This is a genomic window from Pseudomonas sp. 2(2015) (assembly GCF_000955865.1).
Taxonomy (GTDB): Bacteria; Pseudomonadota; Gammaproteobacteria; order Pseudomonadales; family Pseudomonadaceae; genus Aquipseudomonas.
The window spans coordinates 61,743-73,779 of record NZ_JYOF01000012.1 but is presented as its reverse complement, the minus strand read 5'-3'; the positions used below and the strand labels follow the sequence as shown (position 1 = coordinate 73,779).

Genomic DNA, 12,037 nt, shown 5'->3' with positions numbered 1-12,037 from the left:
TTCGTATTTTTTTAGTAAGATAGCGCAATCTTGGCTATGGAACCCCTCACCTGGAGGGTGGACTAAATAAGTAGCTGACAACCCCCAGACCTATCCGGAAGGAGTAATCCCATGTGGACCAAACCTGCTTACACTGACCTGCGTATCGGCTTTGAAGTGACCATGTATTTCGCAAGCCGCTGAACCTGCTTGCGGTACAACGCCTCGGCCCGCCGGGGCGTTTTTATTTCAGGACGCGGCAGGAGTGGCCATGTACATCCAGATTCTAGGTTCCGCCGCCGGTGGCGGTTTTCCCCAGTGGAACTGCAACTGCGCCAACTGCAAAGGCTTTCGCGACGGCAGCCTGCGCGCCACGGCGCGCACCCAGTCATCGATTGCCCTGTCTGACGACGGCATCCACTGGGTGCTGTGCAACGCCTCGCCGGACATCCGCGCACAGCTGCAAAGCTTTGCCCCGATGCAGCCGGCCCGCGCCCTGCGCGACACCGGCATCAATGCCATCGTCCTGCTCGACAGCCAGATCGACCACACCACCGGCCTGCTCAGCCTGCGCGAAGGCTGCCCGCACCAGGTCTGGTGCACCGACATGGTCCATCAGGACCTGAGCACTGGTTTCCCGCTGTTCACCATGCTCAGCCACTGGAACGGTGGCCTGCAGTGGCAGCGCATCGAGCTCGAAGGCAGCTTCGTCATCGATGCCTGTCCGAACCTGCGCTTCACCCCCTTCCCGCTGCGTAGCGCCGCACCGCCCTACTCTCCGCACCGCTTCGACCCACACCCGGGTGACAACCTCGGGCTGATGGTCGAAGACCTGCGCACCGGCGGCAAGCTGTTCTACGCCCCGGGCCTGGGCCAGGTCGACGGCAAATTGTTGCAGATGATGAGCGACGCCGACTGCCTGCTGGTCGACGGCACCCTCTGGGAGGATGATGAAATGCAGCGCCGCGGTGTCGGTACCCGCACCGGCCGCGAGATGGGCCACCTGGCGCAAAACGGCCCGGGCGGCATGCTCGAGGTGCTGGAAGGCTTCCCGCGCCAGCGCAAGGTGCTTATCCACATCAACAACACCAACCCGATTCTTGATGAGGACTCGGCCGAACGCGCCGAATGCGTACGCCGCGGCGTCGAAGTGGCCTTCGACGGCATGAGCATCACCCTCTAGGAGCCGACATGAGCGACGCCAAACCGCTGTCCCCCGCCGAATTCGAACAGGCCCTGCGCGCCAAGGGTGCCTATTACCACATTCATCACCCCTACCATGTGGCGATGTATGAAGGCCGCGCGAGCCGCGAGCAGATCCAGGGCTGGGTGGCCAACCGTTTCTATTACCAGGTCAACATCCCGATGAAAGACGCCGCGATCCTGGCCAACTGCCCGGACCGCGAAATCCGCCGCGAGTGGATTCAGCGCCTGCTCGACCATGACGGCGCCCCTGGCGAAGACGGCGGCATCGAAGCCTGGCTGCGCCTGGGCCAGGCGGTCGGCCTCGATCCGCAGCAGCTGCGCTCCCAGGAACTGGTGCTGCCTGGCGTGCGTTTTGCCGTGGATGCCTACGTCAACTTCGCCCGCCGCGCCAGCTGGCAAGAGGCCGCCAGCAGCTCGCTGACCGAGCTGTTCGCCCCGCAGATCCATCAGTCGCGGCTCGACAGCTGGCCGCAGCACTACCCGTGGATCGACCCGGCCGGCTACGAGTACTTCCGCACCCGCCTGGGCCAGGCCCGGCGTGACGTCGAGCATGGGCTGGCGATTACCCTGCAGCACTACACTACAGTTGAAGGCCAGCAGCGCATGCTGGAGATCCTGCAGTTCAAGCTGGACATCCTCTGGAGCATGCTCGATGCCATGAGCATGGCTTACGAACTGAACCGCCCGCCCTATCACAGTGTCACCAGCGAAAGGGTCTGGCACAAAGGAATCGCCCTATGAGTTTTAATCGCGCGCAAGTTCCGGCCTGGCGCCCGGGCTATCGCTTCCAGTACGAGCCGGCGCAAAAGGGCCATGTGCTGTTGTACCCGGAAGGAATGATCAAGCTCAACGACAGCGCTGCGCTGATCGGCGGGCTGATCGACGGCCAGCGTGACGTCGCCGCGATCATCGCCGAGCTGGACAAGCAGTTCCCTGGCGTACCTGAACTTGGTGACGACATCGAGCAGTTCATGGAGGTGGCCCGTGCCGAACACTGGATCAGCCTTGCCTGAATTGCCGGCAAAACCTGACGTCGGCCTGCCGCTGTGGCTGCTCGCCGAGCTGACCTACCGTTGCCCGCTGCAGTGCCCGTACTGCTCCAACCCCCTGGACTTCGCCGCCCAGGGCCAGGAGCTGAGCACCGCGCAGTGGTTCAAGGTGATGGCCGAAGCGCGGGAAATGGGCGCCGCGCAACTGGGTTTTTCCGGCGGTGAGCCGCTGGTGCGCCAGGACCTTGCCGAACTGATCGGCGAGGGCCGGCGCCTGGGTTACTACACCAACCTTATCACCTCCGGCATCGGCCTCACCGAGCAGAAGATCGCCGCCTTCAAAGAGGCCGGGCTGGACCATATCCAGATCAGCTTCCAGGCCAGCGACGAGCAGGTGAACAACCTGCTGGCCGGCTCGAAGAAGGCCTTCGCGCAAAAGCTGGAAATGGCCCGCGCGGTAAAAGCCCATGGCTACCCGATGGTGCTGAACTTCGTCACCCATCGGCACAATATCGACAAGATCGACCGCATCATCGAGCTGTGCGTGGCCCTGGAAGCCGACTTCGTTGAACTGGCCACTTGTCAGTTCTATGGCTGGGCGCACCTGAACCGCGTCGGCCTGCTGCCAACCCGCGCCCAGCTAGAACGCGCCGAGCGCATCACCAACGAGTACCGGGCCAAACTGCAGGCCGCCGGTAACCCGTGCAAGCTGATCTTCGTCACCCCGGACTATTACGAAGAGCGCCCCAAGGCCTGCATGAACGGCTGGGGCAGCGTGTTCCTCACCGTCACCCCGGACGGCACCGCCCTGCCCTGCCATGGCGCCCGGCAGTTACCGGTGCAGTTTCCCAATGTGCGCGAGCACAGCATGCAGCACATCTGGTACGACTCGTTCGGCTTCAACCGCTTCCGTGGTTATGACTGGATGCCCGAACCGTGCCGCTCCTGCGACGAAAAAGAGAAAGACTTCGGTGGCTGCCGCTGCCAGGCCTTCATGCTGACCGGCGATGCCAGCAATGCCGACCCGGTTTGCGCCAAGTCGGCTGAACACGGCATCATCCTCAAGGCGCGTGAAGACGCCGAGCATGCCCACCAGACCATCGATGAGCTGACCTTCCGTAATGAGCGAAACTCCCGTGTCATTGTCCGCGGCTGAGCGTTTCAGCGCCGAACAGGCGGTCGCCGCCGGTACCGATTTTGCCGAGCTTCGGGTTGCCACCCAGGGCCTGTTCTGGAATGAGTTTCGCCCCAGCGACGGCGCCTGCCGGATCTGGCACTGGCGCGATGGCCAGGCCCGCTGCCTGACGCCCAATGGCTTCAGCGTGCGCAGCCGGGTGTATGAGTACGGTGGCGGCAGCTTCTGCCTGAGCGACGATGGCCTGGTGTTTGTCAACGAGGCCGACCAACAGCTCTACTCCCAGAACCTCGACGGCGGATCGCCGCAACCTCTGACTGAGGGCGTCAAACGTTACGGCGATCTGCGCTGGGCCAATGGCCAGGTGCTGGCAGTGGAAGAAAGCCATGGACCCGGAGCGGTCGAGCATCGCCTGGTGGCCATTGCCAAGGGCAGCCGTGAAGTACTGGCCGAAGGCGCCGACTTCTACGCCGCGCCCACCCTCAGCGCCAATGGCTCGCGCCTGGCCTGGATAGAATGGAGCCGCCCCGAGCAACCATGGACCGCAACCCGCTTGCTCTGTTGCCAGCGCCAGGCCGATGGCCGCTGGAGCACACCGCGCTGTATCGCCGGTGAACAAGGCCCGCAACAGTCCCTGCAGCAACCACATTTTGATGCCGGCGGCCGCTTGTATTGCCTGTCCGACCGCAACGGTTATTGGCAACCCTGGGGCGAAACCGCCGCAGGCTGGAGCGCATTGCCGGCCGCCGCTGCAGACCATGCCGGCGCGCCCTGGCAACTGGGCGCCAGCACCTGGCTGGCGCTGGATCAGCAACACTACCTGGCCAGCTGGTTCGAAAACGGCTTCAGTCGTTTAGGCATCTGTCATGCCGACGGTTCGGTAGAAGACTACAGCGCGAACTACAACCGCTTCCGCTGCCTAGATCTCGACGAGCAGCACATCTATGCCATTGCCGCGTCGGCCATCAGCCCACCTGCGGTTATCGCCATCAACCGCCAGAACCATCAGGTGCAGGTGTTGGCAGGCGGTGCCTTGCCGCTGCCGGCCGAACGCATCAGCCGCCCGCAGGCCCTGCGCTACCCCAGTGGCGATGGTTTCGCTCATGGTTTCTTCTACCCGGCCATGAACGGTGAGGCGCAGCCGCCACTGCTGGTGTTCATCCATGGCGGGCCGACCTCGGCCTGCTACCCGGTGCTCGACCCGCGCATCCAGTACTGGGCCCAGCGCGGTTTTGCCGTGGCCGACCTCAATTACCGAGGCAGCAGCAGCTATGGCCGCGACTATCGCCAGGCCCTGCACCTGCGCTGGGGCGAGATTGACGTCGAAGATGCCTGCGCCGTGGTCAGGCACCTGGCCGAACGCAAGCTGATCGACCCGCAGCGCGCGTTCATCCGTGGCGGCAGCGCTGGCGGCTACACCACCCTCTGTGCCCTGGCGTTCCATGATGTATTCCGCGCCGGTGCCAGCCTCTACGGCGTCAGCGACCCGCAGGCGCTGGCCCGTGCCACGCACAAATTCGAAGGCGATTACCTGGACTGGCTGATCGGCGACCCGGTAGTCGACGCCGAACGTTACCAGCAGCGCACGCCGTTGCTGCACGCCGCCAACATCAAGGTGCCGGTGATCTTCTTCCAGGGTGAGCTGGATGCCGTGGTGGTGCCGGAACAGACCCGTTCGATGCTGGATGCATTGAAAGCCAACGGCATTCGCGCCGAAGGGCATTTCTACCCATCGGAGCGTCACGGTTTTCGTACCGCGAGCAACCTGGCGCATGCGCTGGAAGAGGAATGGAAGTTCTATCGGCGGGTGCTGGAGGGCAGTTAGATCGCTATCGCGACCCGACTTGACCCGCGATTGGCCTCACCGCTTGGCGATGATATACACCGCATGCACGATGCCCGGAATGTACCCCAGCAACGTCAGCAGGATGTTCAGCCAGAAGGCGCCGCCGAAGCCGACCTGCAGGAACACACCCAGCGGCGGCAGGAGAATGGCGATGATGATGCGAATAAAATCCATTGGGCAGCTCCCTTCAAAGATGTACTAGAACTGACTCTAGCGCGGCACCAGGGTTCCACTCGTTGGCAGCAGACAAAAAAACGCCCCAAGCCAAAAACAACAGGCCCGGGGCGATGCGCAGGAACGCGAGACGGTTCGGAAAATTCGTTAACGCGATGTATTGATCAGGCCGTGGCCTCGCGTCGCTGGTTCTGCTGCGCGGCATGCACGCGGGCAAAGGCCCGGGCCAGGCGCAACAGCATTTCGTCGATGTTGCCCTTGCTCACCGTCAGTGCCGGCGAAAAGCGCAACACGTCGGCTTGCGGGGCATTGAGCAGCAGGCCTTCGTGCAAGGCAGCCTGGACCAGCTCACCCGCATTGTCTTCGCTCAGTTGCAGCGCCCAGAGCAGCCCCTGGCCACGCACCTCGACCTGGCCATAGCGGCCGGCCAACCGGCTCAGGCCATCGCGCAGGTGCCGCCCGGAATCTTGCACATGCTCGAAGAAGCCCACCTCCAGCACGGTCTGCAATACCGCCAGGCCTGCCGCAGTCATCAGTGCATTGCCATGGTGACTGCCTTCCAGCTCGCCGGGCGCGGCGCAGCAGGCGCTGCCACGGGCCAGCAGGGCCGCCAAGGGCACGCCGCCACCCAGGCCCTTGCCGAGGGTGAGAATATCGGCACGCACGCCGTACAGCTGTTCGGCGAGCATCGCCCCGCAGCGGCCGACGCCGGTCTGCACTTCATCGAGAATCAGCAGGATGCCCAGCTCGCGGCACAGCCGCTCGACGCCCTGCAGGTACGCCTGGGTCGCCGGAATCACCCCGGCTTCGCCCTGGATCGGTTCGAGCATGATCGCCACGGTGCGCGAGTCGACCGCCGCGTGCAGCGCTTCAAGGTCGTTGAAAGGCACCTTGCTGAAGCCCGGCAACCCCGGCTCGCAACGATTGCACGGCGACGGGTCGGAAGCCGACAGCGCGCCCAGGCTGCGGCCATGGCAGCTCTGGCTGGCGGTGATGATGTGGAAGGCGCCGTTGCGATGCAGCTGGCCCCATTTGCGCGCCAGCTTGATCGCCCCTTCACAGGCTTCGGCGCCGCTGTTGAGCAGATAGGCCTGATCGCTACCAGTGCTTTCGCACAGTTGGTTGACCAGATTCAACAGGCCGCGGTTATGAAAACCGGCACCCGGATTGATCAGCGCCTGGGCCTGGCTGCCCAAGGCTTTGACCAGCACGCTGGGGCTGTGGCCGAGGCTGTTGACTGCACAGCCCTGGGTGAAGTCCAGATACGCATGGCCTTCGCTGTCCCACAACCACGAGCCCTGGCCGCGGACGAACACCTGGGGAGCACGCGCTACCGCTGGCATCAGGTATTCACGCGACTGGGCGTCTACAGGTTGATTAACGGCAGGAGCGATCTTGCGCTCGGCCACGACCGGAGCCGGGCGGCGCAGGTTGAACAGGTTCATGCGCGCAGCCCCTCAAGCGGCAGGCCAAGCAAACGCGCGGTCCAGTCTTCGACCTGACCGGTGCGCATGCGTTTGATGGCGATATCGCGCCAGCGAGACGAGAGGGCCGGACAATCCACCAGCTTTTTCAAACCTGCATGCTCCAGAGGTTCACGGTAAAAAGTGCGTAGCGCCCAGGCCACGGTCAGGCCCGGATAACTGCGTTGAATCAGTTCAAAAGGCTCGTCGGCGCTGACGAAACCAGGCCTGAGCACCCGGTAGAACCAGCCACAGCGGCCACTGTCCTGGGCCTGTTGCGGCAGGTTCGGCAAACCCCAGCGATGGCTCAGGCGATAGCACGGTGAACGCGGCTGGCTGATCTGCAGCAGCGCCCCGCCCCAGCGGAACATGTCGCCCAGGCATACCTGATGTTCATCCAGGCCGTGGGTCGAGAGGTTTTCGCCAAAACCCGGGGCGCGCCAGTCGATCTGTGGATAACGTTGCCGCCACCAGGCGTAATGCTCGGCCGGGTAGTGGTGCAAGGCCCGTTCGGGGCCGGTATGAAAGCGTGGGTCGCCGTGTTCGTCGTTACCCAACCCTTGCGGCCATAACCACAAGCGTCTTGCAACCTCCTGCTTATCGATATCAGTCAACAAGCCATGCCCGAGGTTTTTTGCCTTGCCTATGTAAACGCCATCCACATACACGGTATTCATCGCGCCTTCTGGCCCTGTAAACCTTGTGAATACGGGATAGACTAGGCTTCTTGGCGGCTAACGGCCATTTGGTTTTTCGAGCATTTTTGATAAGTATCAGTTATGGATTTTCGCCAACTGCGTTATTTCGTCGCGGTGTATGAAGAGGGCCACGTCGGCCGGGCCGCCGAGCGCTTGTCGCTGTCGCAACCGGCGCTGTCACAGCAGATCCGCCAGCTTGAACAGAACCTCGATGTCAGCCTGTTCGAGCGCGGCAACAAGCGCCTGCTGCCGACCCTGGCCGCGCACACCCTGTACAACCACGCCCTGCCCTTGCTCGATGGCCTGCAGCGGGCCCGGGAGGCCCTGCGCAATTTCAAGGGCCAGTCGTTGCGCACCTTGGCCATCGGCGTGCTGCAAACCGTGCGGCCAAGCCTGGTGCCGCAACTGCTAGACCGGGTGCGCAAGGCGCAGCCGCATCTGGTGGTGCAGATCTATGAGCTCTCGGGGCTGGAGATCGAGCGGCGCCTGCTCAATGGCAGCCTGGACATCGGCATCAGCTACCTGCCGCCGCGCCAGCCCGGCCTGCATGGGCTGTTACTGTACGAAGACGAGCTGCAACTGGTCATCCCCAACACCCACCCCTTGCGCGAATTCAAGAAGGTATCGCTCAAGCAGGCCGCCGAATTGCCGATGCTGCTGCTCGGCGAAGAATTTCAGGTGCGGCAGATCTGGCAGTCGCAACTGGCCAACCTCGGCCGGCGCCCGCAAGTGCAGGCGGAAATGAACAACATGGGCGGGATTCTCGACAGCCTCGCGCACACCTCGCTGGCAACGGTACTGCCCGGGCGCGCCAAGGAAGTGGTCGAAGATGACCAGGACTTGCTGTGGAAGCCATTGAGCGAACCACGGGTGCCGCTGAAGATCGGCCTGGTGTTTCGCGATGCGCAGCGCCAGCAAGCCTCGGTGGAGTTGCTGCGCAACCTGCTGGAAGAAGAAGCCGACCCGCGCCAGATCGGCGTGTCGCCGCTGGATGTACTGGGCTGAGGTCAAATCGCAGGCAAAAGAAAACCCCGCCGAAGCGGGGCTTTGCAGACTGTTTCCCTGACATCCTTTTCGCCCCGCCATCCTGGCAGGAATCCTTCGTGTCCGTGTTCTGTACTTTGCGCTTCCTGCGCTACGTCCATGTGAGAAGATTAACTGTGGATCCAATCTTCCGATAGAGGCGAAAAGTCACCACGTCATGTAAGAGAATGCTTACAAACAACCATTACGCTTAAAACTGCGCCGCATCCAGCAGGTACAGCGACTCGCTACCGGCTTTGACCGAAGCGCTCAGCGAGTGAATCCGCGGCAGCAAACGGGCGAAATAGAAGCGTGCGGTGCCCAGCTTGCTGGCGTAGAAGTCGTCCTCACCCTGTTTGGCCAGGGCGGTACGGGCCATCAATGCCCACATGTAGGCATAAGCGGTATAGCCAAACGCCTGCAGGTATTCAACAGACGCCGCGCCGATTTCATTCGGGTTGCTCTTGGCCCGGTCGAGCACCCAGGCGGTCAGGTCGTCGAGGTTGTCGAGGGCGGCATTCAGCGGTTTGACGAATTCGCCCAGCTCGCTGCCAGCACTGGCGGTGAAGTGGCGGATCTCGTCGGCGAACAACTTGTACAGCGCGCCGCCGCTACCAACCACCTTGCGCCCCATCAGGTCGAGGGCCTGGATGCCGTTGGTGCCTTCGTAGATCTGGGTGATGCGCACATCGCGCACCAGTTGCTCCTGGCCCCACTCACGAATGTAACCGTGGCCACCGAACACTTGCTGGCCATGCACCGCCGACTCCAGTCCGAGGTCGGTGAGAAATGCCTTGGCCACCGGCGTCAGCAAGGCCACCAGGTCTTCACCGCGCTTGCGGGTCTGGGCGTCTTCGCTGAACTTGGCAGTATCGAGCTGCATCGCCACATAGGTGGAGAACGCACGACCCCCTTCGTTGAGGGCCTTCATGGTCAGCAGCATGCGCCGCACATCAGGGTGGACGATGATCGGGTCGGCGACCTTGTCCTTGGCTTGCGGGCCGGTTGGCGAGCGGCTCTGCAGGCGGTCGCGGGCATATTCGATGGCGTTCTGGTAGGAGCGCTCGGCCGAGGCCAGGCCCTGGATACCAACGCCCAGGCGCTCGTAGTTCATCATGGTGAACATCGCCGCCAGGCCCTTGTTCGGCTCGCCGACCAGGTAACCGACCGCTTCATCGAAGTTCATCACGCAGGTGGCCGAGGCCTGGATGCCCATCTTGTGCTCGATCGAGCCGCAAGTGGCCGGGTTGCGCGCGCCCAGGCTGCCATCGGCATTGACCAGGACCTTCGGTACCAGGAACAGGGAAATGCCCTTCGGCCCGGCAGGGGCGTCCGGCAGCTTGGCCAGCACCAGGTGGATGATGTTCTCGGTGAGGTCGTGCTCGCCACCGGTGATGAAGATCTTCGTGCCGCTGACCTTGTAGCTGCCGTCCGCCTGAGGCTCGGCCTTGGTGCGGATGATGCCCAGGTCGGTGCCGGCGTGCGGCTCGGTCAGGCACATGGAGCCGGCCCAGATACCGGCGTACATGTTCGGCAGGTACTTTTCCTTGAGCTCTTCACTGGCGTGGGCGTTGATCGACAGGCAGGCACCGGCAGTCAGCATCGGGTACAGGCCGAACGCCAGGCTGGACGAGTTGACCATCTCCTCGACCTGGGCCGATATCACCTTGGGCATGCCCATGCCGCCGTAGGCCGGGTCGCCACCGACGCCCACCCAGCCGCCTTCGGCGTAGGTCTGGTAGGCCTCGATGAAGCCGGCCGGGGTGCTCACCGCACCGTTGTCCCAGTGGCAGCCTTCTTCATCGGCGCTGCGGCTCAGCGGCGCGATGCTCTTGCTGGTGACCTTGCCGGCTTCTTCGAGCACCGCCAGCGCGGTCTCTTCGTCGACCACTTCGGCCAGGCCCGGCAACTGCGCCCAGAGCCTGGACACCTCGAAGACTTCATTGAGGACGAAGCGCATATCGCGCAGGGGCGCTTTATAGTCAGCCATGGCTACCTCTCACACTAGAGTCGGGGACGGCCCGTAGGCCGCATCACTGTTATGCAAGCAGTGTAACCGAACAACTTTTGTGACACATAGGGTCATCTGGCGACTGTATAGTCTATTTCGGTCACGCCATGCGTACGGCACCACGCTTGGCCTGTACACCGTAGGCGACGACACAGTTACGCCCGGCACCTTTGGCGCTGTACAAGGCCTGGTCGGCGGACTTGAGCACTTCGTCGGGTGAGCGATGATCGGCCAGACGCTCGCTGACGCCGATACTGATGGTCACCGAAACGCTTGAGGCCGCCGACGCACCGCGGCGCTGGCGCCCTTGCTGGTCGTCCTGGGGGCGGCTGTCCTGATTGCGCAATTGGATGTTGTAGTTGGCGATCACCTCGCGCACGGCCTCAAGGTGCGGCATGCACTCCTCGATGCTCTTGCCGGCGAACACCACGGCAAATTCCTCACCGCCATAGCGATAGGCCCGACCACCGCCGGTAACTTTGGACAGCTTGCTGGCCACCAGGCGCAACACCTGGTCACCGACGTCGTGGCCATGGGTGTCGTTGAATTTCTTGAAGTGGTCGACGTCGGTCATCGCCAGCACATAGTTGCGCCCCAGGCGCTGCATGCGTTCGTTGAGCGCGCGGCGGCCGGGCAAGCCGGTCAGCTCATCGCGGAAGGCCATCTGATAAGCCTCGTGGGACACCGCTGCGGCAATCATCAGCATCACCTGGCTGCACATGATGTTCAGGGTGAACGGCAGGATAAAAGTCTTGGGCAGCATCCAGAAGATACCGATCAGGCCGATCAACTGCGCGGCATGCAACGGCCGTGGCTGGCGCAGGTACTGCACCACCAGCAGGATGAAGGCGCAGAAGAACACCGGGTAGGCCAGCTGGATCAGGCTCATCCACTGGCCGTGCAGCGATGGCCAGCGGATCTCCGCCAGCCAGCTCAGCAGTGCCTGGGGGAAACTCTGCTCCAGGCCCAGGGCGACGCTGCCCACGGCCAGCAGTACGGCGAAGCGCGCGACCATGTCCTGAAACAGATGGGTACGCTCCTGCCAGGCGCCATACAGGGCAAACATCAGCGGCAACAGCAGGCAAACCAGGTGGAACACCACCGCCGCGTCTTCGCGCACGCGACCGTTGTCGCGGTAGAAGTCGGTCTGGGTGTCGAGGAGAAAGTAGGCGATGTACACCGTGAGCATCAGAAACAGTTCGCGCTGACGACGGTACACGGCGCAATAGGCGCCGCCGAGCAACAGGACCAGAGTAGGCAGGACATTGAACAGTGAGGTGAAAAAGACGCTGAGGTCTCTCACATAAGCGGCCGCGAGCCCCGACACCAGCAAACAGACTGATGGCAGGAAGTGGCTCAGGCGTACAGCGGATAAACGAAACAAGGGTAATCTCCGACCCGGCAGATCAATAATGGCATTGTGCCTTAATGTATCGGCAGCGCACATGAATAGATGAATGCGCTTGGTGGGGATGGCTGGATGGGGTGGGCTGGGTGGGAGCGGGCTTGCCCC

At 63.0% G+C, this 12,037-nt stretch carries 12 protein-coding genes; 7 read left to right on the top strand and 5 right to left on the bottom strand.

Annotated features, from left to right (window positions below; genetic code table 11):
- Nucleotides 1-111 precede the first annotated feature (111 nt).
- The 6 genes from pqqA to UB48_RS17170 all read left to right on the top strand — a co-directional run bounded on the left by pqqA (nucleotide 112) and on the right by UB48_RS17170 (nucleotide 5,134).
- Entirely contained in the window at nucleotides 112-183 is a 72-nt protein-coding gene (gene pqqA / locus UB48_RS27385) for a pyrroloquinoline quinone precursor peptide PqqA (protein WP_008365141.1), read from the top strand.
- A gap of 67 nt (nucleotides 184-250) precedes the next feature.
- Nucleotides 251-1,162: a pyrroloquinoline quinone biosynthesis protein PqqB gene (gene pqqB / locus UB48_RS17190; RefSeq protein WP_045199237.1), complete on the top strand. Its 912-nt coding sequence runs from the start codon at nucleotides 251-253 to the stop codon at nucleotides 1,160-1,162.
- 8 nt (nucleotides 1,163-1,170) lie between these two features.
- Nucleotides 1,171-1,926, top strand: a complete 756-nt coding sequence (pqqC, locus tag UB48_RS17185) for a pyrroloquinoline-quinone synthase PqqC (protein WP_045199236.1) — start codon at nucleotides 1,171-1,173, stop codon at nucleotides 1,924-1,926.
- Entirely contained in the window at nucleotides 1,923-2,198 is a 276-nt protein-coding gene (pqqD, locus tag UB48_RS17180; protein ID WP_045199234.1) for a pyrroloquinoline quinone biosynthesis peptide chaperone PqqD, read from the top strand. The genes pqqC and pqqD overlap by 4 nt, the downstream gene beginning before the upstream one ends.
- Nucleotides 2,170-3,330, top strand: coding sequence for a pyrroloquinoline quinone biosynthesis protein PqqE (pqqE, locus tag UB48_RS17175; protein WP_045199232.1), 1,161 nt, complete (start codon nucleotides 2,170-2,172; stop codon nucleotides 3,328-3,330). Before pqqD ends, pqqE begins: the two co-directional genes overlap by 29 nt.
- Nucleotides 3,296-5,134, top strand: coding sequence for a S9 family peptidase (locus UB48_RS17170; RefSeq protein ID WP_045199230.1), 1,839 nt, complete (start codon nucleotides 3,296-3,298; stop codon nucleotides 5,132-5,134). Before pqqE ends, UB48_RS17170 begins: the two co-directional genes overlap by 35 nt.
- Before the next feature lie 36 nt (nucleotides 5,135-5,170).
- On the opposite strand, the gene UB48_RS27380 is transcribed toward UB48_RS17170, so the two are convergent.
- The 3 genes from UB48_RS27380 to UB48_RS17155 form a co-directional block, all read right to left on the bottom strand.
- Complete coding sequence (locus UB48_RS27380; RefSeq protein WP_003177654.1) at nucleotides 5,171-5,329, bottom strand: YqaE/Pmp3 family membrane protein; 159 nt, start codon at nucleotides 5,327-5,329, stop codon at nucleotides 5,171-5,173.
- Between the two features lie 164 nt (nucleotides 5,330-5,493).
- Nucleotides 5,494-6,774, bottom strand: a complete 1,281-nt coding sequence (locus tag UB48_RS17160; protein WP_045199225.1) for an aspartate aminotransferase family protein — start codon at nucleotides 6,772-6,774, stop codon at nucleotides 5,494-5,496.
- On the bottom strand, nucleotides 6,771-7,469 hold the full coding sequence (locus UB48_RS17155) for an MOSC domain-containing protein (RefSeq protein ID WP_045199223.1): 699 nt from the start codon (nucleotides 7,467-7,469) through the stop codon (nucleotides 6,771-6,773). The genes UB48_RS17160 and UB48_RS17155 overlap by 4 nt, the downstream gene beginning before the upstream one ends.
- 102 nt (nucleotides 7,470-7,571) lie before the next feature.
- Between UB48_RS17155 and UB48_RS17150 the strand changes: the two genes are divergently transcribed.
- Nucleotides 7,572-8,495 (top strand): LysR family transcriptional regulator, encoded by a 924-nt coding sequence (locus tag UB48_RS17150; RefSeq protein ID WP_045199221.1) that lies wholly within the window; start codon nucleotides 7,572-7,574, stop codon nucleotides 8,493-8,495.
- 229 nt (nucleotides 8,496-8,724) lie between these two features.
- Here the strand turns inward: UB48_RS17150 and UB48_RS17145 are convergent, their stop codons facing one another.
- Together UB48_RS17145 and UB48_RS17140 are read right to left on the bottom strand one after the other, a co-directional pair.
- Entirely contained in the window at nucleotides 8,725-10,503 is a 1,779-nt protein-coding gene (locus UB48_RS17145; RefSeq protein ID WP_045199219.1) for an acyl-CoA dehydrogenase C-terminal domain-containing protein, read from the bottom strand.
- 121 nt (nucleotides 10,504-10,624) lie between these two features.
- Complete coding sequence (locus UB48_RS17140; protein WP_045199217.1) at nucleotides 10,625-11,908, bottom strand: diguanylate cyclase; 1,284 nt, start codon at nucleotides 11,906-11,908, stop codon at nucleotides 10,625-10,627.
- Nucleotides 11,909-12,037: the final 129 nt, after the last annotated feature.